Origin of the sequence: Alteromonas sp. MTD1 (genome assembly GCF_042848195.1) — a bacterium.
Taxonomy (GTDB): Bacteria; Pseudomonadota; Gammaproteobacteria; order Enterobacterales; family Alteromonadaceae; genus Alteromonas.
The window spans coordinates 447,081-471,573 of record NZ_BTGG01000001.1; the positions used below are offsets into that span (position 1 = coordinate 447,081).

At 42.5% G+C, this 24,493-nt stretch carries 22 protein-coding genes; 9 read left to right on the forward strand and 13 right to left on the reverse strand.

From position 1 onward, the window contains the following. Positions 1-67: 67 nt before the first annotated feature. A complete protein-coding gene (locus ACGHAV_RS01950; RefSeq protein ID WP_390375683.1) occupies positions 68-1,708 on the forward strand; it encodes a response regulator in 1,641 nt (546 codons plus the stop codon). A 208-nt stretch (positions 1,709-1,916) separates the two neighbouring features. Here ACGHAV_RS01950 and ACGHAV_RS01955 read toward each other — a convergent pair whose 3' ends face one another. After that, complete coding sequence (locus ACGHAV_RS01955; RefSeq protein ID WP_390375686.1) at positions 1,917-2,759, reverse strand: DUF6279 family lipoprotein; 843 nt, start codon at positions 2,757-2,759, stop codon at positions 1,917-1,919. A gap of 214 nt (positions 2,760-2,973) precedes the next feature. On the opposite strand from ACGHAV_RS01955, the gene ACGHAV_RS01960 reads away from it, so the two are divergent. Continuing rightward, on the forward strand, positions 2,974-3,969 hold the full coding sequence (locus ACGHAV_RS01960; protein ID WP_390375689.1) for an ATP-dependent 6-phosphofructokinase: 996 nt from the start codon (positions 2,974-2,976) through the stop codon (positions 3,967-3,969). Between the two features lie 78 nt (positions 3,970-4,047). On the opposite strand, the gene ACGHAV_RS01965 is transcribed toward ACGHAV_RS01960, so the two are convergent. From ACGHAV_RS01965 to ACGHAV_RS01980, 4 genes are all read right to left on the reverse strand, one after another. Further along, positions 4,048-4,875, reverse strand: coding sequence for a LytTR family DNA-binding domain-containing protein (locus ACGHAV_RS01965; RefSeq protein WP_334014226.1), 828 nt, complete (start codon positions 4,873-4,875; stop codon positions 4,048-4,050). Then, positions 4,876-5,949, reverse strand: a complete 1,074-nt coding sequence (locus tag ACGHAV_RS01970) for a sensor histidine kinase (RefSeq protein WP_390375692.1) — start codon at positions 5,947-5,949, stop codon at positions 4,876-4,878. A 143-nt stretch (positions 5,950-6,092) separates the two neighbouring features. Beyond that, positions 6,093-6,554, reverse strand: a complete 462-nt coding sequence (locus tag ACGHAV_RS01975; protein ID WP_390375695.1) for a DUF962 domain-containing protein — start codon at positions 6,552-6,554, stop codon at positions 6,093-6,095. Between the two features lie 60 nt (positions 6,555-6,614). Then, the gene (locus ACGHAV_RS01980) at positions 6,615-7,298 is read right to left on the reverse strand and encodes a PilZ domain-containing protein (RefSeq protein ID WP_390375698.1); all 684 of its coding nucleotides are present in this window, start codon (positions 7,296-7,298) and stop codon (positions 6,615-6,617) included. A 227-nt stretch (positions 7,299-7,525) separates the two neighbouring features. On the opposite strand from ACGHAV_RS01980, the gene ACGHAV_RS01985 reads away from it, so the two are divergent. Continuing rightward, positions 7,526-9,358 (forward strand): M61 family metallopeptidase, encoded by a 1,833-nt coding sequence (locus tag ACGHAV_RS01985; protein ID WP_390375701.1) that lies wholly within the window; start codon positions 7,526-7,528, stop codon positions 9,356-9,358. A 187-nt stretch (positions 9,359-9,545) separates the two neighbouring features. On the opposite strand, the gene ACGHAV_RS01990 is transcribed toward ACGHAV_RS01985, so the two are convergent. The 3 genes from ACGHAV_RS01990 to yejK all read right to left on the reverse strand — a co-directional run bounded on the left by ACGHAV_RS01990 (position 9,546) and on the right by yejK (position 12,615). Then, positions 9,546-10,361 (reverse strand): M23 family metallopeptidase, encoded by an 816-nt coding sequence (locus tag ACGHAV_RS01990; protein WP_390376040.1) that lies wholly within the window; start codon positions 10,359-10,361, stop codon positions 9,546-9,548. A 205-nt stretch (positions 10,362-10,566) separates the two neighbouring features. Then, positions 10,567-11,442 carry a 6-carboxytetrahydropterin synthase gene (locus ACGHAV_RS01995; RefSeq protein WP_390375704.1) on the reverse strand — a complete coding sequence of 292 codons (876 nt, stop codon included), beginning with the start codon at positions 11,440-11,442 and terminating at the stop codon, positions 10,567-10,569. A gap of 66 nt (positions 11,443-11,508) precedes the next feature. Beyond that, positions 11,509-12,615 carry a nucleoid-associated protein YejK gene (gene yejK / locus ACGHAV_RS02000; protein ID WP_390375707.1) on the reverse strand — a complete coding sequence of 369 codons (1,107 nt, stop codon included), beginning with the start codon at positions 12,613-12,615 and terminating at the stop codon, positions 11,509-11,511. A gap of 159 nt (positions 12,616-12,774) precedes the next feature. Here yejK and ACGHAV_RS02005 point away from each other — a divergent pair, with 159 nt between their 5' ends. The 3 genes from ACGHAV_RS02005 to ACGHAV_RS02015 all read left to right on the forward strand — a co-directional run bounded on the left by ACGHAV_RS02005 (position 12,775) and on the right by ACGHAV_RS02015 (position 15,364). Continuing rightward, positions 12,775-12,993 (forward strand): DUF1414 domain-containing protein, encoded by a 219-nt coding sequence (locus ACGHAV_RS02005; protein WP_390375710.1) that lies wholly within the window; start codon positions 12,775-12,777, stop codon positions 12,991-12,993. 9 nt (positions 12,994-13,002) lie between these two features. Beyond that, a complete protein-coding gene (locus tag ACGHAV_RS02010; RefSeq protein WP_390375713.1) occupies positions 13,003-14,550 on the forward strand; it encodes a DUF3413 domain-containing protein in 1,548 nt (515 codons plus the stop codon). 217 nt (positions 14,551-14,767) lie between these two features. Next, a complete protein-coding gene (locus ACGHAV_RS02015) occupies positions 14,768-15,364 on the forward strand; it encodes a hypothetical protein (protein WP_390375716.1) in 597 nt (198 codons plus the stop codon). Between the two features lie 221 nt (positions 15,365-15,585). On the opposite strand, the gene ACGHAV_RS02020 is transcribed toward ACGHAV_RS02015, so the two are convergent. From ACGHAV_RS02020 to ACGHAV_RS02030, 3 genes are all read right to left on the reverse strand, one after another. Continuing rightward, on the reverse strand, positions 15,586-16,419 hold the full coding sequence (locus tag ACGHAV_RS02020; protein ID WP_390375719.1) for a putative RNA methyltransferase: 834 nt from the start codon (positions 16,417-16,419) through the stop codon (positions 15,586-15,588). A 242-nt stretch (positions 16,420-16,661) separates the two neighbouring features. Then, on the reverse strand, positions 16,662-17,792 hold the full coding sequence (locus ACGHAV_RS02025) for an enoyl-CoA hydratase/isomerase family protein (RefSeq protein ID WP_390375722.1): 1,131 nt from the start codon (positions 17,790-17,792) through the stop codon (positions 16,662-16,664). 98 nt (positions 17,793-17,890) lie between these two features. Next, positions 17,891-19,045: an acyl-CoA dehydrogenase family protein gene (locus tag ACGHAV_RS02030; RefSeq protein WP_390375725.1), complete on the reverse strand. Its 1,155-nt coding sequence runs from the start codon at positions 19,043-19,045 to the stop codon at positions 17,891-17,893. A 268-nt stretch (positions 19,046-19,313) separates the two neighbouring features. Between ACGHAV_RS02030 and ACGHAV_RS02035 the strand changes: the two genes are divergently transcribed. Next, positions 19,314-20,918, forward strand: coding sequence for a response regulator (locus ACGHAV_RS02035; protein WP_390375728.1), 1,605 nt, complete (start codon positions 19,314-19,316; stop codon positions 20,916-20,918). Positions 20,919-20,947: 29 nt separating this feature from the next. On the opposite strand, the gene ACGHAV_RS02040 is transcribed toward ACGHAV_RS02035, so the two are convergent. Continuing rightward, positions 20,948-21,808 carry an NAD(P)-dependent oxidoreductase gene (locus ACGHAV_RS02040; RefSeq protein ID WP_390375730.1) on the reverse strand — a complete coding sequence of 287 codons (861 nt, stop codon included), beginning with the start codon at positions 21,806-21,808 and terminating at the stop codon, positions 20,948-20,950. A gap of 136 nt (positions 21,809-21,944) precedes the next feature. Here ACGHAV_RS02040 and ACGHAV_RS02045 point away from each other — a divergent pair, with 136 nt between their 5' ends. Next, entirely contained in the window at positions 21,945-22,424 is a 480-nt protein-coding gene (locus ACGHAV_RS02045; protein WP_390375733.1) for a glutathione peroxidase, read from the forward strand. A 153-nt stretch (positions 22,425-22,577) separates the two neighbouring features. After that, positions 22,578-23,642, forward strand: a complete 1,065-nt coding sequence (locus ACGHAV_RS02050) for a 2-hydroxyacid dehydrogenase (protein WP_390375736.1) — start codon at positions 22,578-22,580, stop codon at positions 23,640-23,642. Between the two features lie 98 nt (positions 23,643-23,740). On the opposite strand, the gene ACGHAV_RS02055 is transcribed toward ACGHAV_RS02050, so the two are convergent. Beyond that, on the reverse strand, positions 23,741-24,481 hold the full coding sequence (locus ACGHAV_RS02055; RefSeq protein WP_390375739.1) for a methyltransferase: 741 nt from the start codon (positions 24,479-24,481) through the stop codon (positions 23,741-23,743). Positions 24,482-24,493 lie beyond the last annotated feature (12 nt).

The window sequence follows — 24,493 nt, forward strand, 5'->3', positions numbered from 1 at the left end:
CTCGTTGCTCTTCTTGAACTAATCTATAATCATAGTCACAGATGTTCAGCTTGCTCACGGAATGGAAATGCAATTAGGTAACAAACAAGTGTTGATTGTGGAAGACCAGCGCCCTTTCCTTTTGTTACTCAAAGGTCTCATGCAGTCAATGGGAGCAACCGATGTCGTCACAAAATCTTCTGCCGAACAGGCAATCTCTTTGTGTAAGCGGCACAAGTTCGACATCGTTATTTCTGACCTGCATTTAGGTGCTGATAATAAAAATGGCTATGAGCTTGTTGAAGAACTGCGTGTCAGTAAATTAATCTCTCCTGCCACCGTGTTTATTCTAATAAGCGCCGATAGCGCTAGACCAATTGTGCTTGGCTCCATTGATAAACGACCCGACGACTTTTTAATAAAACCCTTCTCACAAATACAGCTTAAGACCCGTATTACGAGAGCATGGAAAAAACGCCAGTTCTTGCTCTATGCCTACAAACTTATAGATAAGCAAGAAATAACCGAGGCAATTGAACACCTGAAAACTCAGTTAAGCGAGCCTTCTCATTATAAAGGTCACTGTGAGCAATTATTGGTTGAGCTTTATTGGCAGACGAAGAACCCTAAAGCGGCACTAGACATCTTAGAAGGGTACACAGACGGTAAACCTGTGCTGTGGGCTTATGTTGCCTTAGGTAAAACCTATTTGAAGTTAAAGCAGTTCGATAATGCAATAAACGTGGCAAAGCGTATTTTAAAGCAAAACCGATTCAATGCAGATGCACATGACATTCTTGCTCACGCTCACCTTGCGCAACATCAGGAACAAACTGCCATAGAAGATATCAAAGAAGCGATAAGGCTTTCTCCTTTTTCGTTGCAGCGACATATAGACGCTTGCAATATTGCGCGTGAAACCGCTGATTTTCATTTAGCCGCAGAGTCTAGCCAGGCTATATGGAATCTTTCCAAACGATCTGTTTACAAAAACAGTTTGTTTTGGTGCGGCATGATAAGAAGCCTTTTAGACGTTGCTGAGCATACAGAAGATAAGAAACAGAAGAACAAATTCCAACAAGAAGCACTGCTTACATTGCAACGAGGAAAGTTTGATGACCACCTTCAAAGAATGGACAGAGAGTTTGATGTCGACATTTTCGGTAAAATCATCAATGCCAGGGTAAGCGCGATTGACGGTAAGCTCATTGATGCAAAACGCCACCTTGATGCGTCACAGCGTGATCTAGACGAAAAATATGCTGAACTTCCAACCGCGTATATACCTGACAGCCTTAATGTAATGTATACCCTTGGTGAGTTTGATGATGCAGTAGAACTTGCCAAACTCTTAAAGTCTAGAGGCGAAAAGCTAGATCAAAACAGTGAATCAATGCTGGCAAAACACGAAGCGCTAACAGAGAAAAACCTTGCCAGTTATCAGCAGTTTAACCGCGAAGGTATTGAACATTATCAAAATGAAGATTATGAGCGCGCAAAAGCGTCTTTCGCACTTGCGCAAGGTTTTGCACCTGTAAATACTGGCGTGGCGCTTAACTTACTTCAATGTTTATTACAGCTGGCTAAAAAGGCAAATGCCGCCGATGCAGAAGTGGTAACCGAGTGTAAGCGCCTATTCAAACTTATCGATGACATGACGCTTAAACCACCTTACAAAGAAAAGTACGATAGCCTGCGAGACGAGCTATCAAAATTTATTGGTTTCTAGTTAATTTCTAATCCCAGCGTAAGTCCTACGAAGTAAGGCCTTTATCTAGGTACCGCTTTTTAAATCCATATTGACGGTCTCGCTATAAAAACTGCGCTTTGGAAGCCACGCTTTGGAAGCCACGCTTTGGAAGCCACGCTTTGGAAGCCACGCTTTGGAAGCCACGCTTTGAAACATGACATTGCGCTTAAGACCTTTCATGCTCAATTTATTGTTGGAAGTTCTCTATAGTCTCAATAAACTCATCAATATTTTCAATCAACGTTTCCTTTTGTTTAGTCGATAACGTTGAAGCGACTTCGGCAATCATGGTTGCCATAGTTTTGGTGTTATGCTCACTTGCTTCATTAAATGCTTTACTTCGATAGGTCTCTGGCTTACTCATCAACTCGAGTAGCTTATCTTCAAAATCGGGATCTACATGCCTTGCCACAAAAAGCCGTCTGGCAGCATTTTGAATATTTCTCCTGTAGGCAATCCACTCTTCCATGGTAGGTACGAATTGGTCAGCGTAAGTCGCAATAATTTGCTTTTGTTCATTAGACAACTTTCCAATACGCGCACTAACGTTCTCTTCCATCCTTTCAATTCGTTTTTCATTACGCGCTTCTGCGGAATCTTCTTTAATAGAAGCAAGCTCTTCCTCTTCTTCCTTATTCTCTTTTTCTAACGCGGCGAACAGCGTGACAACTTGCTCATCGCTTAGATTTTTGGCCATTTTTATTAATTCGGGACTAACTTCATTCCTCACTCTTGCCCAATGTGCTTTAGCTTGTTCGAAATGCGTTGTTACTTGTGTGTAGTTCAGTTCGTCATTTGTAACTTGCTGTTTCATCTGTTCAAGTTGCGCTTTATATCGCACCAATTCCGAGGTTTTGTGCCATTGAAGCCAGCTATCTAAATAGTCGTCAAATTGTGCCTCTTGCTCGCTATTAAGTTCTATGTAGTCGTCTAAATACCAATATACCCACCAGTTAATATTGTCATAGGCAAATTTGGAGCTGCACGAAGACAGAAACAACAAAGCAGCTAAAGCAAAAATCACTCGCATAGAACGTATTCCCAAAGTAAAAGACCATTGTAATTGGACATAAAATAACGGTGGCTTGCACCATCAAACAATAAAAACGTAGCGGTACCTTCTTATAGACATCATAGTAGTGAAAAGTGCAAAAAAAGTTTTAACAATAGCACTTTACCAAGTTTTACCGATAATCTACTTTAAACAGATGGGCGTGTTTTAGGCTTTCATAAAAGGATTCATTGTGTCGAAGCGTATTGCTATTTTAACATCTGGTGGTGATGCACCGGGTATGAACGCTTGTATAAGGGCTGTCATCATCGCATGCCAAAAAGCGGGCCATAAACTGTATGGATATCTTCACGGATACAACGGGCTAGTAAATCAGGAATATATATCACTTTCGTTTGATACAACACACAACCTCATTCAACAGGGAGGCACTATTTTACACAGTGCACGGTGCAAAACGTTTGAAACAGACGATGGCGCACAAAAAAGCGCAGAAAACTTATCTAAACTCGCTATAGACACACTCATAGTAATAGGTGGGGACGGCTCTTTTCGAGGGCTAAAGCATTTGAGTACTTTTTGGTCCGGACAAACCATTGGTATTCCGGGCACAATTGACAACGATATCAACGGTACCGATGCCACCATTGGCTATTACACCGCTATAGACACTGCTATGAGTTCTATCGACAAGGTGCGCGATACCGCTGACGCATTTGAACGCGTTTTTTTGGTAGAAGTAATGGGGCGTCATGCAGGCTTTCTTGCTTTAAATGCAGCGCTCTCTTCTGCCGCAGACTACGTATTGCTTCCTGAGCTATTCGAAGGCTGTGAACATGAGCTAAACAATATTATTTGTCAGATTAAGGCCCAGCGAGCGCTGAAAGGCACTGTCAGCTTTATTGTGGTTGTAGCAGAAAATGTATGGCCAGGCGGACTGAACGCGTTATCGACAGCCCTTAATGCAAAAGGTATTGAGGATGTAAGGCCTGTTACCTTGGGACATGTTCAGCGTGGAGGTTCACCCGTAAGCGAAGACAGGTTACTTGCAACACATCTAGGCGCTTATGCGGTATCGTTAATTGGCAGCGAGAATACCAATATTATGGTTGGTGAAGTGAATAAGCTTCCCGTTGTAGTGCCTTTAGATACCTGTTGGCAGAACAAGCCGCTAAATCCAGCGCAAGTAGACATAATTCGCTCATTAATGAATGCTCGTTATGATTAGCGGGTTCACACTCATAGTATTTACGACTAGCTTTATTGCTTACCACTACGCATAAAAAAGGCGCCTCAGGCGCCCTTTCTACATTTTCATCGCCGCTTTTACTTTATCTCGGTGACTACGGCTTACCTTTAGCTCGGTATCATTTTGTAATATAAGATGATACTCACCGCTAATATGGCTCACTAATTTTTTTACAAAACGAATATTCGCTATAGCAGAACGGTGTACCCTTACAAAAAACTGGGGGTTGAGCTCTTGCTCTAGCTCTTTCATGGTTTTGCGCATTATGTGCATGCCATCTAGTGCATGAACACACATGTAATCGCCTGCAGCGTCAATCCACTGTATATCTTGTACATTTACGCGAGTAACCTCTGAACCGTCTTTTATTGCAAGCACGTCTGGATAAGGGTTTGTCTCAACAGGCTCACCATTTGCTAACTTTCGCAGTATTTCTTCACAGTCATCACCTGTGAGTTCCGCAACTAAACTTACTAATTTTTGCGATTGCTCATCTTGATGCTGAGTAGCGAAGTATTCACGTACCTTATCTAACGCCGCTTTAAGTCTTTCGTCATCTGCAGGCTTTAATAAGTAGTCTAGCGCATGAACGTCGAATGCTTTTATCGCATAGCTATCGTACGCGGTAACAAACACTATCATTGGAATAGGCTGTTTTAGCTCACGGAGTTTGTGAATTACTTGAAAGCCATTTAAACCCGGCATTTGAATATCAAGAAAAACGAGGTCTGGGCGATGTTGCGATATGGCACTTACCGCCTCAAGTCCATTTTGACATTCAGTAACAACCTGCACATCCTCATGACGCTCAAGTCTTGCTCTTAATCCTCTTCTCGCTAAAGGCTCATCGTCAACAACGATGGTTTTGATCACTTGCTTACTCATTTATGCGTCCTTAACGTCATAAGGAATACGAATTCTTACTCGCACCCCTGATGGCTCATTATGTTCTATCGAAAATGCAAAGTTACGATGATAGAGCGACTGCAAACGCTCCTTGATGTTTGCCAGGCCTACGCCGTTTTCACGGCTAAGCTGCCCATCTTTTATATCAGCACCTGGGCCATTGTCAGCCACATCCATCAATAAATCGTTACCGAACGTACGCGCAGTAATATTAATCTTACCGCCGTTCTCCATTTTTGAAATGGCGTGTTTAATTGCGTTTTCAATGATAGGTTGCAAAATCATGCTCGGCACAAGCGCACTTTCACATTGCTCGTCAATGTCCCAAGACACCTCAAGCCTGTCGTCAAACCTTACCTTTTCAATTTCTAAGTAAAGCCTTAGCGCTTTAATTTCCTGACCAAGTGGCACCCTTTTAATTGGGTCGTTATCTAAAGAGTAGCGTAAAAAGTCACTTAGCCTCGACACCATTGCTTCGGCAGTATCATTTTCTTTAAGCAAAATCAGCGTTGAAATAGCATTTAGCGTATTAAACAGAAAATGAGGGTTAAGCTGGTAACGCAGCATCTTGATATGCGCTTGGTGCGCCATGGTGCTTGCTTTGAGCGCATTTTGCTTCTCTTTCTGAAGCATTTGGAAGTTTTTAATACCAAAATAAACACCGCTCCAACAACCCACCATAATGAGTGAGTTAATGGTATTTGTGAAATACATGTACCACTCGTCTGGACGGTAGCCGTGCTTATATATTTCCCAATAATTAATGTTTTTAACCACTGCCCATACAAGCGCAATAAGGTAGCAAGACACGATAACAATAATCAGCATATTGAGCGGTGATTGCTTTCGTGCCCACCGGTAAATATACCTAAGAGGAATGGTTAAGAGCCAACCTGCGTACGCATTAAGAAGAATGATAAACACCCAAATAGGACGCACGTCATGTAGAAAAGAACCGATATAATAAATAATTGCGAAACCGGCCCACCCTGCGCTGTGCAGAGTCCAGAATAAACGCTCATTACTTTCTATTACGCGCTGAAAGCGACTCACATGAATACCAATTTAAAAAACTAATTGTTTGATTATACGCCAGCGATGTGTGAACCCAAGCACCTTGGTCGTGCCTCTTATGCGTCTGGTCGCAGTAAATTTATATCTTAAACCACGTGTTTTGTGTGTAGTTAATCAGTTAATTAGTAACTAATTTTCATTCGTTTAAGCCAGTGGGCCCACCACCACACAGGACCAATTAATAAAAACCTCAAATCGTCAAAAAAAGACGGTTTCTTACCTTCGATTTTATGACCAATGAACTGCAATACCCACATAACAACAAAAAGCGCTAAGCAAAATACCCATACCGTTATGCCAGCATTTACAAGCAGTTTAATAACGCCAAAACATGCAATGGTTAGCAGGGTCATAGCCGCACCCACTGGGCCAGACAAGAGGAAATAATAGTACAACACGGGAATAGCAAGTACGTGAGCCCACGTTACATCGAACTGAGACAGAAATGAAGGCACCGGCAAACACCATATCAACCCTAGCGTAACAAGATAAATGCTCGGCACTGCGATAGCATGAATAACAACGTTCGTTTTGTTTTGATGACTTTCGCCATATTGAATAAGCAGTTTGTCGATTGTTCTCATTTTACTTTTCTCCTGCCGGTATTTTTATCGTTATCTTTTATTATTGTTTTGCAAACGTATTCACGTTAAAAGTGTGTGCCTTGAAAGCAATGTTTTTATAAGCTTTTCATCACAATTAAACGCTAAACCATAATAAGCAAAGTCTTTTTCTATACGGTAATTTTTAACTACTGCTGCTAATTTTACTTCTTTTCCATCTAAAGAGTACGCTATATCTACCGCAGTATCGTCTTCCAACACGGGTAGTTCTGCTTTGCTTTGTAGCGCAACTTTACATCCCTTAGCAGACAAGTCCACAATGATGCCAGCTACTCCCTCTTCGTCGGGAAGCGCTTCACAAGTAATATCAATAGACACGCCTAACTGACTTCTTTTAACTGAACGAAGACCAATGCTTTCTATTTTTTTAGGGAAGCTAGCGATAAGAATGCCTGTAGGGTTGGAAATAAGCTTTAGCACTTTGACTCGAAAAGCAATGACCTGCCCAGTATCACCTTCAAGCACAGAGCGAACAACCACATCATTCCCTATCGTTAGTGCGTCTCTCACCGTTATCCACTTCGCACTGGTGGGTATATGGAACATAAGACACTCATCTATCAACATGCCCACATATTCTGTTTTGACGCGTTTTGGCGCTGCTGGCATTGAAATTTGTAAATCGACAATATTGCCAGGAATAAGCGTTCGTAATGCAGCGATTCCCTGTGCGTTTAACACATTACTTTCTATATTTTCAGTCATTATTATTTTTTATCAGCAGCTATTTGTTATCGGCAGCAAGGTTTGCTGCGTATTATTTTTGTTCTGAATACTTATAGTGCCAATGTAACCTGTTTTTTATTTCCTGACAAAACCTTCAAAAATACAGTTTCGGTGAAATATAAAAAAAGCACCAATAAGCAAGCGCTAAAGTCTACGGTGTTGTAGTATTAACTACATCTGTTTAACCGTTTTTTCTTTGGGTACTCATGTCTTTATCACTTCATTATGCGCTTTGTTTATCTAACTGGCGCGCCCATGAATTTTCAGTGTCGCTTTCTATTCCTGCTCACCAAAATGATACGTTGCTATTATCATTACCAAGCTGGATCCCAGGCAGTTACATGGTTCGTGATTTTGCTAAAAGTATTGTCTCAATCTCTGCCTTTACAGAGCACAATCATCAACCGTTGACTATCGAACAGAAAGACAAGCAAACGTGGCTATTGCATACAAGTGGTGAAGCCTGCGTTGTTACCTACATCGTTTATGCGAATGACTTATCAATACGCAGTGCATTCATAAATCATGAATATGCGTTTATCAATGGAACTAGCGCGTTTTTACAAGTGTCGTCATTTGAACAGCTACCTCACTCGCTAGCCGTTTCTGTTCCTCAGGATGATGCGCATTTATCTGAATGGCAAAGCTACACGTCAATGCCTATTGCGCGAGATGACTCACAAAACACGCCTAACCAGTACAAGGAAGCGTCAGAGAATCGAACATGGCATTACCGTTGCGATAACTACGACGACTTTATCGACCACCCTCTATTTATTGGCATTGCTGATACCTACGCCTTTGAAGTAAATGGCGTGTCTTTCACACTATTGTTCTCTGGTAATAATAATATTGACTACGCAAGAATTGCTGACGATTTAGCCCCCATTTGTAAGCATCATCTGGACCTATTTGGCGCACCGCACCCTATTGATAGTTATTTGTTTATGACATTGCTTGCGGATAACGGATTTGGCGGCTTAGAGCACAAACACTCAACCGCATTGCTATACCCTAGGTATGATTTACCACTTATCGGCGAAAGCAATGAAAAGACCGACAGTTACATAACATTCTTGAGCCTTTGCAGCCATGAATTCTTTCATACATGGCACGTGAAGCGAATTAAACCCGAGGTGATGGTTAACCCTGACTTGTCGAAGGAAACCTATACCAATCAGCTCTGGATATACGAAGGTTTCACCAGCTTTTATGACGATGTTACGCTGGCGAGAAGTGGTGTAATTGCACCACAAAAGTATTTAGACATTGTTGCGCAAAACGTCTCACGGCTGCTTCAAAACGCAGGTCGAATGAAACAAAGTGCGGCTGAAAGTAGTTTTAATGCGTGGACAAAGTTTTATAAACAAGATGCAAGTGCGACAAACAACATTGTGAGTTACTACACAAAAGGCGGCATTGTTGCGCTTGGTTTAGATATTTTACTTCGCCAAAAAAGCGCGGGCGAAGTAAGCCTAGATAACGTTATGCAGCTGCTGTGGCAACATTATGGTATCGCAGAAAGCGGTACCCCTGACGACGTTATTCAAATGCTATGCAAAGCGCACTTCAATATTGATGTGTCTGAATACCTTAACGCAGTTGTTTACGGCACAGAAGATGTGGCACTTGAAGCGCTGATGCCGCTCATTGGCGCTGAGTATGAAACCCGTGCGCGAACGACTGCGGAAGATAAAGGTGGGCTTTCGACAAAGCCTCAAATTGTAAATCAACTGGGCGCGACGGTGAAACCCGCTTCTTTGGGTGTAACAGTAGCTCAGGTGTTTGAAGGTCTAGCAGCAATGCAGTCAGGTTTGCTGCTGAATGATGTCATTATTGCCATGGATGGCAACGTAGTAAATCAGGCAAAATTACAGCGACTACTTGATAGTGCAATAAGTGACGAAGTGACATTGTCTGTCATTAGAGATGGGAAATTACTTTCGCTTGCGCTGCCAGTAATTAAAGCACGAAAAGATATGGCGTTTTTCACCATAACTGACGAGGCAAAAATGAAAGAATGGCTTAATGTAAACTAGGTTATATACCATGAAGGCAGGCATATCAGCCTCATGTCTGCCTTTTTAATCCATGCGATCTTTGCCTAGTGGTCTTTGCTATCTTAACTAATGTTTACCTATCCAAATATCCGTTTTATATAATACGCACAGACGCCATGTTTATTCGGCTATCTCTGTATGCCGCCCCGTACTTGCACTGCTTAAATCAACCTTCGTCTGGTGTACCTGACACCACGGTCTGCGGATCTAGCCTTACCTTGCCTAAGTTTATTCGCCAGTCTAAATGCGGCCCAGTGGAACGCCCTGTTGACCCAATAGTGCCAATTTGATCACCTTGGTTTACTGCGTCTCCCACGTTTACGGTAATCGTATCTAAGTGCAGGAAGGTAGAAAACACGCGCATTCCGTGATCGAGTATCAGCGTATTGCCCGAGTAGTATAAATCGTCGGCGAGGGTTACCACACCATCCACTGGAGCAAACACAGGTGTACCCGTTGGGGCGCCAACATCAACGCCATAATGTGGCCATTTAGGCACACCATTTAAAATACGCTGGCTTCCATACACACCAGTAATAGGGCCTTTAGCCGGCCACTCAAAGCGTGTAAACAGCGCATCTAAATTGCTATTGCCGCTACGCGCTTTGGCAACGTTGATGTTGTCTTGTTTAATTCGGGCAGTTACTTCAGCAGGTGGAGTAACCATTTTTTGCTCAAGACCGTCTATGCGTTGTATGTCATAATCACGCTTTTTAAGGGTAATTTCGCGTACAAACACTTCACCAGAAGATAACGTGACTGACAACTTATGGTTGAGTGGTGCTTCGCGTTCAAAACCTATAACAAATTTGCCTGCTGCATTCACAAGCACAGGCTTTTCGTTAAGTGTAACGTTTGCGCCAACAGGTACCTGCCCTCTAACCAGTGCACCTTGTGTAAGCACACCATTAAGCGTAAGCGGGCTTTCTGCTTTTTGCTGGGTGTTAGCAAAGGCATTGTCTTTGGCAACAGCAGTAGGCATACAGAACAAGCATGAAACAATAATGCCTATTGTTACGTAAGCACGTTTGTTCGTTTTGCCAGTAACTAATGTATTTGTAACCTGCATATCAACATCCATTTTTAACCACACTTAAACTATTACCTGTATGGCCGCACTTACCTTAATACCCGCAACCGTATACCGCTAACTGTTAGCATTTAAGCAAGTATTTGCACTGTCGAGCCTATCGAGAAACCATCGCCCCTTTACCTACACCTTCATAAGCAATAACCTGGCAAATGCCATCTGGCGTGCGTTTCTTTTGCTCATCAAGAAGATACTGTGCTAAACATTCCACGGTGGAGTCTGTTTCAATTACTTCACAGTCAGACTTTGGCATTAATAGTTCAAAATAGCCCTGAGACGACTCATACGCAAAGCAGAAGTATTCTTCTGGGTTCGCCACCACACCTTTAAGCAGCCTATCGCTGTATGCAATTTCGTCTTCTTTTGTCGCAATATAGATATCTTCCCAACGCTTTGCCCAATAGGCCTGCTCTTCAAGGTTGGGTTTACCATCAATAATAATATCGATTTTTGAGCGATGGCCGTGCGCTATACGCTGACAATTACCATCATGCTTCTTTAGCCCGTGCGTGTAATGGTAAAATGGCGTGTTTATAACTTCTTCGCGAAGTGACAAGGTAAGGTTATCAACATTTTCAGGCAAATGAGTTGCTAACACTTCTTTTAAGTAAACGCCCACAGAATTCATGTCTATTGTATCTGAATAGACAAAGGCGTAAGCCTCTGCCGGGCAGTGCAGCATAATGCTTCTGCCATCTGTACAGTTGAAACGCACTTCAACTTGTTCGCTTTGTTCATCATGTAAAACTTCTGCGCCTGCATAATCGGCAGGTACCAGAAGCTTGTGGTCTACGTATTCGTCAATTAACCGTTTCAGGTTTTTCTTCACGTGACCGAAGTCTTGAACCATGCTCTCTTCGTTAAGCTCACCGTCCAAAATTACATCGACAATCCAGCTTTCACCTACCATGCCGCGTTTCGGACACAGGTAAGAGAAGTCCATCACTGTCAAATCATTTACAAATAATTGCATAACACCCTTGAATCGAGTTTCTATTCTGTTTGCTAGTATACGTTTTTTATTGAGGTCGCGCAGTCATTAGTCCATCGAAGATTGACGATTTAACTGATCTTTCAAGTTGGGTGGAATTCCTCTTATCGTCAACGTGTCTGTTGCTGGATCGTAAAACACGCGTTCGCCCATAAGTTTTCGCTCAAAACTTATAGACACACCACCACCTTGTCCCGTGAATTTAGCCAACTGTTTTAGCGCAGCTGGGTCTGGCTGAATCTCTTTTTCTAATGGAACCTCAAGCGTTTGCGTAAACGCCGTAAAGTTTGCACTGGTTTCCTCGTTGCTTGGTAAACGATTAGCTAATTCGTCAACCGACAAACTTTCGCCCGCATCAATTTGTTCTTTGAAATAGCTTTTTACTTGTTCGCGATGCCGGTGCTGCTCTTGCGGGTCGAGTGACTCACTTGCAAGATACGCATCAACAGTAGATATAAGCTGTTTATTTTGTTGCTTGACGTCCACTAATTCTTCGCAGCCAACAAACTGCATAAAGAAGTCAGACACTTTTCGCCCCATTCTACCCTTAATAAAGCTAACGTAGCGCTGCTGTTCTGGCTGCACTTCCCACTGTGTTAAGTCGAAACGTACTGCCAACTGCATTTTAGCTAAATCAAGATGCTCTCGTGCAGACAAGTCTAGTGAGTTAGTTACCTCCACATGCGAGCGCGTGTTTAATAACGTAATCATAAGATACTGCGTAGCGAGGTATTCATACTGAGTAAAAATAAGAAAACCGGTCTCTACCGTACCTGTGTCTGCAAGCGTTTTTACCAGTCGATTTGCTGCAGAAACAGAAAATGCGTGAAACGCTTCTTCTACGTTATCACCAGCGGCTTTTTGCACTTCCATATACTGTTTAAGTCCAACAGCAAATTCAGATACATCTTGAATACTTTCCTGTTTTGATGTTTCACCGTCTTCATTTTCAACTTCAGTTGTGCGTGCAACTTCATTAACAAAATGCCCTACACCCTTGCCTGGCTTTGTATTGAAACTGTGATTAATTTGGTGGGCAAGAAGTTCTATCTCTGGTGTAACCGCTAGGCAGTTTTCACGAGGAATGGCTTCTATTTTTTCGTCTTTGTTTACGATTAAACGATGTACAACAAAGTGATGAATCAGTGCACTCATAGATGATCGGGTGTCCTGTTGCTTAAAAAATGTCAGAAATATTCAAAGAATCGCGGGATTTTAGAATGAATGATTGTACTCAATCGAACAACGATTATAATCATTTTACGAGTAAAACCATTCTTTTTATCAAAGAAATCATAAAAAAGAGGCGTGGCAATGCCCCAACAAAGCCGTTACACCAACGACGAATTCGAAGCGCTAATGAATAAAGTTATCCTAACCCTTGAAGAAGGCGGCGCAAATCGTGACCTTTCTCTTATGGTATTAGGTAACGTTATCACCCATATTCTTAATACCCAAGTAAGTCCGGAAAACCGCGAAGCAATGGCAACTCAGTTTGCCGATGTGCTAAAGAAAAGCATAAAAAGTAGCTAGGTCGTCGTTATGATACTAGCCGAATCTCCACGACGTCAGCGCGTTACTAAACTCGTTAACTGGGGCCACTGGTTTGCACTGGCAAACATTATTATCGCGATTGTTATCGCGTCAATTTTTGTTTTCTCCTCCCCATTGCCGGGAACAGGTGTGGGAACACTGTATTTGCTAGCAAACTGGTTTGGTCATATCAGTTTTATGACGTTTTTCGGCTTTGTTATTTTTATCCTTCCGCTGTGTTATTTAGTAAATAATCCCAGCGTAATTAAAGCCAGCGCATCAGTGATTGCCGCCGTTGGGTTAGCACTGTTGGCATTCGATGCGCTGCTTTTCAACCGAACCGGGTTTCACTTTAGTTTTCACGCCGCGGATTTATTGCGAGACGAAGCGCAATCGCAAATGGCTATAGAAGGCTGGCAGCAATGGGCGTTCTTACTTTTGCTGTTCATTGTTTGGCTTGGCTTCCAATTAGTGCTGGCCAATGCAATATGGAAACGGGTAGACCGGTTCACAAAACACAAAATTGGCGTGCCTGTAGCAACGTTTTTCGTAAGTTGTTTTGTAACTAGCCACGCTATTCACGTGTGGGCTGATGCAGGGTTATATCAACCTATTATCAAACAAGATAACATGTTTCCTCTGTCATATCCGGCCACAGCAAAAACCACTATGTCGCGCTACGGTTTGCTTGACCTAGCGGCTTATGAGGAACGCAAACAGCTTCAGTTCAACCCTGATATTCATAGTATTACTTATCCGGCTGAGCCTGTTTATTGCTCAATTGAAACAAGCAAAAACGTTACGGTTATTGTTCAAACAAGTTCAGACACTTCTGGCCTAATGAAAGGCGCCCTTGAGAATGAAGCGCTTTTTGATAAGGAGAACCTCAATCGTGTTGGCAACTACTACTCCACTGCAAGTAGTTTACGCGGTCTAATGACAACAACCCTATTTGGGGTACCTGAAATTTATGAAGAAGCGCTAGTCAATAAACGCCCCGTTATGCTTGCACTTCCGCTCGGTTCAGGTATGCCGGTGTCTATTCATAGCGAAGATACCCTGCCACTTGCGCAGCTTTCAGGATATCAACAGCCTCTTTCAAATAATCATCAAGGGTTACACATCGCGTTCTTGCCGCATAACAAAGTAAACAACTACTTGGATAGCGCATTAGAGCGCAAGCACGATGTTATTGTTGCCACGGGATTTGGCGAACCAAACGGAAAAGGCGCGCTATTTAGCACCTTGCCATTGAAAGGCAATTTAGCCAGCAGTGAAGATCTTGCACCTACTATATTGAACGCGTTGGGTTGTACAGCTCCAAGTACGTTTTATTCAACGGGCCAGAATTTGCTTGACCCCACCCGCCCTTGGCTCGTGAGCACTTCAGGTGAGCGCATTGTCGTATTTCACGACAACAAACGCACAGATGTATTAAGTAACGGCAGTTACGAGATAAGCGAAATTGCATCTGGCAAACGCAGCAAAGATGCGCTTAACGTAGAGTTATTAAGTCAAGCTATTAAACATCTCTCTCGCTTTTCAAAACAGAATTAAGATGAAGTGTAAATTAGGGTGGTGAACGGTTAGATAAGACACCGCTCACTATCCTTAAAGCGAGTGCAAAATCAGAACTAATACATAGCTAAGTACAAGCTAACTCAAACACATAAAATATGCTTTTACTAATGCCTCATATACATTAACGCCTCACATACTATAGCCTAGCCTCCATCTTCTTTCGTTTAATCAATGAAGGATGCAATTGAATGTAATGAAACAACGTCCACTAGTTATATTTATCACTATTACACTATGCCTTATGGTGCCGCTGCTAGAGAGTTTAAACGTTTCAATATTGTGGGGCCTGAATCTGCATTCACCTGCGTTTATGGATCAACTCACCCCGTATATTCGTGGCATCAAGCTTATACTTGTCATAGTGGCTTTGTATTTGTTAAACGGCAAACAATGTGAATTGCGTGCACTTATTCCCAACGTGGTTTTGAATTCCATATTCAAGTTTTTCTCATATGGTCTGGCTAGTTGTTACGGGCTTGTACTTGTTTTCGGCATTCTTTTTTCGATGTATATTCTGCCAAATTACGACTATATTCACCGAGAAAAACAGTTCAGTAATACAACGATATATGTTTACACGTTTGACCCAGGCGCCATGGGTAAGGCCTATCACTATTTTTCAGTTAAATGCCCTCTTGCTTTCAACCGATACAAATTAAATTACATAGCGCGCACAAATTGGATGAAAGATTTTGAGTTTAACGTGAAAGAAAAGACGCTGATAATTACTGATGGTCGAGCGCCATACAATGTCACGACGTTTGATATCAGCGAGCAACAGTGCGATTAGCGGATTTCTCTAAACGAGTCTGATAAGAGAGAGTAATTGTTGATTATCAACACGAAAAAGGCTATGAAATTGGTTACGCATAACCACTTAATACCTTTTTAGACCAATAAGTTAATTGGTAAAGCACAAAAAACCGATAAAGGCACCACATTTCAACATAATTTCAGCCGAAGGTGGCAAAGAGCTACATGTACCTATCTAGATTTATCGTCATAGGATGATTACTCACCACACTTTTTCCATAACTGCAGGTGAAAATCTGCTGTCACGCTCTTTAGCGCTCTGACCATATCATCTATTCGTCCAGGCGGTAGCTTCCAATAAAAAGGCGTCATTTTTATCAGTGCCAGTGCATGCTCTTCGCTTTTAAGGGGAATAGGAAAGGTTAGTATTTCGCTGTGAAGCAGCTCGAAACCATCACGAGGTGACTCGTCAAGTGTGTGTTTTCGCGGAGCGTCATACACTTTTGCTTTCACTTCAAAAAGATGGTCTGGTGCTGGATTAACGGTAAGTAACAACCCATTGGTTTTAAGCACTCTGATGTACTCATCGTTACTACCCGGTGCGAATACCTGCAGCATTACATCCAACGTGTTATCAGCAACGGGTAACTCAAAACTACTGGCTACAACAAATTCGTGTGACTTAAATGCTTTTGCTGCCAATTCCACTGCTATTTTGGAAATATCGCTGCCTGCACCTTTAACGTTAACCTTTTCATTCGCAAGGCCCTCGCACAACGCATTTAAATAGCTACCTTCCCCGCAGCCTGCATCGTAAACATGCAATGGGCTATCACTAACCCTATTTTTAACGGCATCACTTACAAGATGAAGCATTTTGTCTTTTAGTGGTTTGTAGGCGTTTAGGTTATGAAATTCCCGCCTTGCTTTTACCATCGCTTTGTCGTCACCGGGTGACTTCGACTTTTTGAATTGAACGGGTAGAAGATTTACATAGCCCGCTTTAGCCTTATCAAAACTATGACCGTTATGGCATTTGATTGGGGTTGTTGTAAGAGATATAGGTGCATTACAAAGTGGGCATTGCCACATAGCAGAATAACTTTCGAAGCTTTAAATTACGGTAATTGTAACAAAGCGAACTTTAAAGGTCATGTGGAACGAATAGGCCCGCTATTGAATGCGGGCTTATATACTCACTCTAAACCTATATAGAACAGAGTTTTAATATGAGCTAAGCAGCAAGCATGGAAGCATGGAAGCATGGAAGCATGGAAGCAAGCCTACTAGCTGGTTAAGTACTAGCTTTTACTTTTCCAAACTATTTTACAAACTTACTTGCCCAAGCTTGCAAGCGGATGGGATTGTTCAGGCCAGGGTGACGTGAAGAAATGCTCAATGGTTTCAGCAGGCACAGCTTCTACAGTGGCGTACTTCCATTTTGGTGTCATATCTTTATCAATTAATAAAGCGCGTACACCTTCCTGAAACTCTCCACTTTCACCGCATCGGCAAGACATCGTTGCTTCCATTCTGAAACAGTCCTCAAGCGACATAGATGCACCGCGTTTACATTGCTCAAATACTAGGTGCATAGTGATTGGCGATCCTTTGGCAAGCGTAGCCTGCGCGCGGCTTAACCATTTATTGTCACCCATGTCAGCGGCAAGAATATTGTTAACAATATCGGTAGCTGAATTACCTTCACATAACTCATTGATCAATGGCATGTTGGCCTGAACATTCGAAAGAGGTGGTGTATCAGGTTTACTTAACTCAGCTAAAACAGAGGTCACTTGTTCATCAAGCTTTGTGGTGGCGCTCCATTGATTCTGAGCTAGCTTATGCAGCATGTCACTTTTTGCATTGCTGCTCACTAAGTGATCGCCTAAGCCAACAAAGCACGCATCAGCACCGTTCATTTGGCCACCAGTGAGCCCTAAAAACAGTCCCGATTTGCCAGGTAACCGAGGAAGGAAATAACTTCCGCCAACATCTGGGTACAAACCAATAGTGATCTCTGGCATCGCCAAACGAGAGGTCTCAGTGACAACACGATGACTCGCACCACATAGCAACCCCATGCCCCCCCCCATTACAATACCGCTTCCCCAAACAATAATTGGCTTGCTGTAGTTGTGAATGGTGAAATCTAGGGTGTATTCTGTTTTGAAGAAGTCTTCAAGAAACGAAGGAATAGCGCCGTTCGCCTCTATCATGGCGTTGTACATTGAGACAATATCGCCACCAGCACAGAAGGCTTTGTCACCAACCGCATCAACAACAACAGCGACAATATCGTCTCTGTCTTGCCATTGAGTAAGTGCGTTTAACATCATAGACGCCATGTCTAAATCAAGAGCGTTTAACGCTTTAGGCTTGTTTAACGTTAGTTGGCCAATAGTAAACGAACCACATTGGGTTTTTAACTCATTGACCAACACTACTGCGTCAGACTGACTCATGTTTACTTCCTGTTATTCACTTAAAAATTTTATATTCGTGTTTTGATGTACGAAGCTAAAAACGATACATTTAACACACAAATGTTTGAACGCAGTGTTTATAACACACTGCGCTCGTCTGCTAGAAGCCTGCGGCCAATAATGACGCGCATGATTTCATTGGTACCTTCCAGTATCTGATGAACACGCACATCGCGGAAATGGCGTTCTAACGGATACTCTTTTATATAACCATAGCCACCGTGCAGTTGCAGCGCTTCGTTACAAACGTTAAAGCCAACATCTGTTGCAAATCGCTTTGCCATTGCACAATACGTGGTCTTGTCAGCATCGTTATTGTCTAGCTTACACGCTGCCATTCTTACCATTTGACGGGCAGCTACTAATTCTGTCGCCATATCAGCTAATTTAAACTGTAGTGCTTGAAAGCCAGCAATAGGCTTGCCGAACTGTTCGCGTTCAGTCATGTATGCGCGGGCCGTTTCTAGCGCCTGTTGCGCTGTACCTACTGAACAGGTAGCAATATTTATTCGACCACCATCTAAACCTTGCATAGCCATTTTAAAGCCTTGACCTTCATCGCCTAAACGCCAACTTTCATCTAGGTGCACATTATCAAAAGTGATCATTCGAGTTGGTTGCGCATTCCAGCCCATCTTTTCTTCTGCTTTACCATACTCAATGCCCGCAGTATCTGCTGGAACGGCAAATGCGGAAACCCCACTTGGGCCATCGCCGCCTGTTCTTGCCATTACCACTAAAACATCGGTGCTGCCAGCGCCCGAAATAAATACCTTTGAGCCACTCAGTGAATAGCCGCCATCTACCTTAACCGCTTTTGTTTTAAGGGATGCAGCGTCAGATCCAGCGCCCGGCTCTGTTAAGCAATAAGAAGCTAGCTTATCGCCGGTAACTAATTGTTCACACCACTGTGATTTAACAGCGTCGCTGCCCCATGTTGCTATCATCCACGTTGCCATATTGTGAATAGTAAGCATGGCCGTTGTTGTTGTGCAGCCCATAGAAAGCTGTTCGAAAATAATTGATGAATCTAAACGCGACAGCCCCAGACCGCCCTCACTTTCCGGCGCGTACAAGCCACAAAAACCTAGTTCTCCCGCTTTTTTAATAGCTTCAACAGGAAAATGATGCTCTCTATCCCACATCGCTGCATTCGGCGCCAATTCTTGTTGCGCAAACTGTCTAGCGGTTTCTTCAAAAGCGAGTTGATCGTCGGTTAAATCAAAATTCATAGCGATTACCTTCAATTGGTTTAACTAATTGGGTTCAGTCTTTATACTCACACCTTAACGAATAGTTACCCCTTACGTAAACGTAAAGGTAAATATTTAATTAAAACAAATTTGCACTAACGTAAATATTATGTGACGAGATTCCCTACTCACATTTCGCTTTCCTAGTGACAGTTATTATTTGTAATACGCTTATTACTTTGAAAAGTGGTATTTTTTCGATGCACTGATAAGCTTATTTATAGCTAGTCATCACTAATGAGAAATCGTGGAATTTAGAATAGCCATTGTTGAAGACAACGCCACCGCGCGCACTGCACTGCGCGGCCACCTTTTGTCTATCGATAACTTAAATGTAAGTAGCTTTACCTCAGGCAGTGAACTGAAGTCGGCGCTGAAAAAACAGCATTTTGAGATGTTGTTGGTAGATTACCATTTAGGTACAGGAAAAAATGGTGTAGAGTGGATCCAAAGGTTAAAAGAAACTGGCTATATCAGACCCAGCACAGGCATAGTATTTTTAACGTCAGATCGAGCGCCACAAACCATCGGTAGGATCATGGATTTGCAGCCCGACATTCTACTTATCAAACCTTACACAATTGCTTCGCTTACCCGTCAAATAACGCATTTTCTTGGTTACCGTGACTACATAAGAAATGTTCTTCAGGCTTTAGATAGTAAAGAATTAGACCGCGCAATCGATATTTTACGCAGCAAAATTAAGGAAGGTATCCCCTCAAGACTTATTGCCGATGTGCGAAAGCTATACGCACGCTTATTGTTTGATCAGGGTGAAATTCATCGGGCACAGAGTATTTATGACGATATTTTAATGCGTTCAGACAAAGTGCTTTGGGCACAGTGGGGAAAAATTAAGTGCCAATATGCGTCAGGACAATGGCCTAACTGTAAAGACCACCTCAATGAACTATTAAATTCTAGTTTGGCCCGAGACAAAGCGTTTGAATGGCTTGCCTCTATTTCCTTCGAGCAGAGCAACTTCGAAGATGTAGAAGAACATCTATCTCAAATTAAATTCAGCGAACTGTCTTTACCAGCAGCAAAACTGAAAAGTTTAGCGTTTCAAAAACAAGACAAAGTACTTGAAGCCATCGATTTACTTCAGAAAAAGCGAGCTATGCACAGCAGTGCAAAAGACCGCTTTAACGATTTTACCTTTGAGTTAGCCGAATTCTACTTGTTGCTCGCTGAAGAGTCGCCGGAAACTAATAGATCTGAAAGTTTGTCGCAAGCAAGAAAGTTGGTGGGTATTGCAGGTCGCAGTCAAGGCGACCCGCAAACGCTTCAAAAAAGAGACTATTTGTTAGCTTTTTCAGCAGTGCTAGATGACGACCCAGATAAAGCAGCGCACTTTCTAGAGTCAGATTACATGGCAAACTTCTTCCAAACAGAACCGTCAATGCTTGTAATTGCTGCGAAGGTGCACCATCGATTAGGTGATGAGAAAAAAGCCGCTGAACTACTACTAATGGCAAAAGAGAAAAATGCAAATTTGCATGCGATCTCAGAGCAAGTCATGAATGACGAGCTAATTTATACTGGCGGTAAGCGCCTAGACCTAAATCACGAGCAAGCACTTATTATTAACGATGCGGGTACAAGATATTTCGTTGATAAGTCGTACAACAAAGCGCTTAAACATTTCTACGACGCGTTCCACCTTTCTCCAAACACAGGTGCATTTGGACTGAATCTGCTGCAATGCATGATTGATTCAGACACGGGAGTGTATCGAAAGTTCGACGTTAGGCAGCTACTAGAAAAGCTCAGTAGTATGACGTTAAACGAAGCAAACCAATCACGCTTAGCGCAGCTTATCCTCTCGCTGAAAGAACACACTTCCAATTAACTCTCGTGTATTACACTAGTGTGTAAATGTCATTTCAATCTTGTCAGTAGACTCGAAGTATCCCAGCGACCACCGCCAAGCTTTTGAACATCTGCATAATATTGATCAACTAGCGCAGTAAGCGCCAATGTAGAGCCATTTTTGCGCGCTTCATCTAATGCAATTCCTAAGTCTTTTCGCATCCAATCCACGGCAAAACCAAAATCAAAGCTATTATCTAACATAGTGGTAGCACGGTTTTCCATCTGCCATGATTGCGCAGCGCCTTTACTGATAACGTCTATAACGGCATTGCAGTCTAACCCTGCACGCTGACCAAAATGCAGTGCCTCAGACAACCCCTGCACGACACCCGCAATACAAATCTGGTTCATCATTTTAGCAAGCTGCCCACTGCCTACTTTTCCAAGCAACTGGCTATGGCGCGCGTAAGTCTCCATTATTGGCTTGACCTTATCGTAAACCGCGTCATCACCACCTACCATGATGGTTAGTTGGCCATTTTCTGCACCAGCTTGTCCACCTGAAACGGGTGCATCTAGAAAACCGACTTGTTTCGCCTGACAAGCATAATAAAGCTCTCGAGCAACGTCTGCAGACGCTGTAGTGTGGTCTACTAACGTACTGCCCGTACGCATTACGCTAAGTGCTTTATTACCGATTTGCCTTACGTCGTTGTCGTCGCCCACACACATAAAAACAATATCTGCGTCTTCAGCTGCTTGTTCTGGTGTTTGTGCCACGTTTCCCTTGTATGCTTTTGCCCATTTTTGAGCCTTCTCGGCAGTGCGGTTGTAAACGGTAATGTTATACCCAGCATTTGCTAAATGCCCCGCCATAGGAAACCCCATCACGCCTAAACCAAGAAAACTTACTTTTAAATCTGTCATACAAAATATACTCTTGTGTTTTACGCCCTATTTCGAGCAGTTAGCAATTTGATCTACATAGTGAAAATGTAACACATCTATATGTGTTCGCTGAACTGCCTTTGGCAATAACAATAAAATAAATAAGGTAAAATCAGTGGGTATTTATCAACACAACGTCACGCTAAATAACGGACAAGCGACAACCCTTGAAGCTTATAAAGGTAAAGTTTTGCTTATTGTAAACACAGCCAGTAAATGCGGTTTTACACCACAATACGAAGGGCTTGAAGCATTGTATAAAAAGCATAAAGAGTCTGGCTTGGAGGTTCTGGGTTTCCCATGCGATCAATTTGGTCACCAAGAGCCTGGCTCAGATGACGACATAGCGCAATTCTGTACAATGAATTTTGGCGTTACCTTTCCACTTTTTAAGAAGACGGAAGTGAATGGGCCTAATGCCAACCCGCTATTTGTTGAACTGAAGGAAAAAGCTCCCGGTTTGCTCGGTTCAAAACGCATAAAGTGGAACTTCACTAAATTTCTTGTTAACGCAGAGGGCAAAGTTCTTAAGCGTTATGCGCCAACAGCAAAGCCTTCAGACATCGAGAAAGATATAGTAAAGCTACTCGGATAGTTTCCTACTAAAATTGGCGGATATACGAACGATATTAATCGTGTGAAGTTGTGACGGTTAAGTTGTGCTAGTCAAGGATTGCGCTTGTAGGTTGGTCTCGAAGATTGAGCCTCAAGGACTTCGCTTTAGAACGAAACAGCTAAGGAGAAACGTATGCAGCGCACTGACGCTAAAGATAACGTTGAAAGTAGCATTGAATCCAAAAACATTGCGTTTTTCAGTACACAACCATACGACAAAGCCCCCTTTCTGCAGCAGGTAGCTGTCGCGGGGCTTGATAACGAGTGGAATATTCAATTCCACTCTTATTCTTTAACCCCATCAACAGCACATCTTTGTAAGAACACAGAAGCGGTAGTTGTTTTCGTAAATGACCAAGTAGACGCCGAGTGCATCGCCATTTTATACAAGCATGGTGTAAAGCATATTGCGCTTCGATGCGCCGGCTTTAACAATGTAGATGTCAAAGCAGCAACGTCGAAGGGTATTTCTGTAAGCCGTGTACCTGCCTATAGCCCACAGTCTGTAGCTGAACACACGTTAGCGCTTATATTGACGTTAAATCGCAAAACCCATAAAGCCTATAACCGCGTGCGCGAGGGCAATTTTTCCCTAAATGGATTAATGGGTTTTACACTGCATGGTAAAACTATAGGTATCATTGGTACTGGAAGTATTGGAAAGGCAGTAGTAAGCATTCTAACCGGCTTTGGCTGTAACATTCTTTGTTACGATATTGTAGAAGACAAGACGATAGTAAACGCAGGGGCACACTACGTTTCACTCGACACCTTGCTTACTGAAAGCCACATCATATCGCTTCACTGCCCGTTAAATGAGCACACTTTTCATATAATCGATAGTGATGCAATAAATCGTATGCCAGATGACGTAATGATAATTAATACATCACGAGGAGCGTTAGTAGACAGCAAAGCAATTATAAAGGGCTTAAAATCTAAAAAGATTGGTTTTCTTGGGTTAGACGTGTACGAACAGGAATCGGAATTGTTTTTTAGCGACCATTCGGGAGATGTAATTCAAGACGATGATTTCCAGCGACTGACCACCTTTCCAAATGTTGTGATAACCGGCCACCAGGGCTTTTTTACCGAAGAAGCACTTCGTGAAATAGCGTCTACCACTGTAAGTAACATACAACACTACCGAAGCACAAAAACCGGTCAAAACAACAATATTGTTTTACCCGACAACTAGTGAATACATTTATGTAGGTATGCAAAACCGGTTGCATGCGACTACACATTAATATCACTCTGAAAGTTCATAAACGTATCGCAATCATACGAATACGACTACTTACGTAATATCAGTTGAAAATACTTACCCAGCCAAAGATATGGCGGTTGTTTGTGATGTTTGCGCTCTAACGCAAGCAGTTCGTTATATTTGCTTTCTTGATGACTAATATCTCTCATGTAGTCATGGAAACAGCGAATACCCGCTTTATCAACCACCTGAAACCCAATGGATTCACAGAATTCAATAACTGCCAGCGCGCCCAGAGGTTGCTTGGGATTCAGTCGTACTTGCTTCTTCGCCTTCATGCCTTTCTCGATGTAGTCGAAATTACCATAAATAGCATTGGCAAATAGGTTGGCATCTTGGTTAAAGAAACTCACGCTAAGTGTGGATCCTGCTGCCATATTGTTATAGAAATAGCGCAGCGCTTCGTACGGTTCATCTAGCCATTCAAGTACAGCATGACAAATTAAAACATCGTATTCAGAAAGGTCTGAAATTTCTTGAAGATACTGATGACGAATTTCAACATTTGGAAAATTTTTAAGATTTTCCCTTGCTTCATTCAGCACATCCTCAGACGCATCGGTAAGCACTACATCATGACCTAACTCAGTTAAGAATGCCGCCATTACGCCAGTGCCACCACCTATTTCAATTATGCTGCTTTTGGCAGTTAGATGTGGCGTGAGTACGTCACACAAAAGCGTGTGGCGAAGTTGCCCTTTTGTAGTGCCGTATATGTTTTTGCTGAATTTATGTGCTATTCCATCGAAGATATGATCGTTTTTCATTTGGTATTTTCG